This window comes from Syntrophomonas sp. UBA1041 (genome assembly GCF_002316705.1).
GTDB lineage: Bacteria > Bacillota > Syntrophomonadia > Syntrophomonadales > Syntrophomonadaceae > DTU019.
This window is the reverse complement of the sequence record NZ_DCEA01000069.1, coordinates 9,033-9,346: the sequence shown is the minus strand read 5'-3', so window position 1 is coordinate 9,346 and position 314 is coordinate 9,033. Positions and strand designations below refer to the sequence as shown.

Below are 314 nucleotides of genomic sequence, written 5' to 3'. Positions count from 1 at the left end.
GGGTGCTTACAGCTATTTAGCGGGTAAGATTAAAAGCCAGGTAGCAGTGCCGGTGGTAGCCAGCAATCGCATTGCTTCCCCCCGGATTGCCGAGCAGGTGCTTTTAGCAGGAAAGGCCGACATGGTTTCAGTGGCCCGCGGCCTCCTGGCTGATCCGGAGTGGCCCGAGAAGGCTCGAAAAGGCCATAAGCCCCTCAGGAAGTGCATTGCCTGCATGCTGTGCCTGGATCAAATATTCAAACGCCAGCCGGTGATATGCGCGGTTAATCCGCTTTGCGGCGACGATAACCAGGTGATACCGGCTGCAGAGATCA

1 protein-coding gene is annotated in these 314 nt (G+C 56.7%); it reads left to right on the top strand.

All coding sequences use genetic code 11. From position 1 onward, the window contains the following. A partial coding sequence (locus B2633_RS10450; protein ID WP_483170576.1) for an oxidoreductase occupies nt 1-314 on the top strand: 314 nt, incomplete at both ends.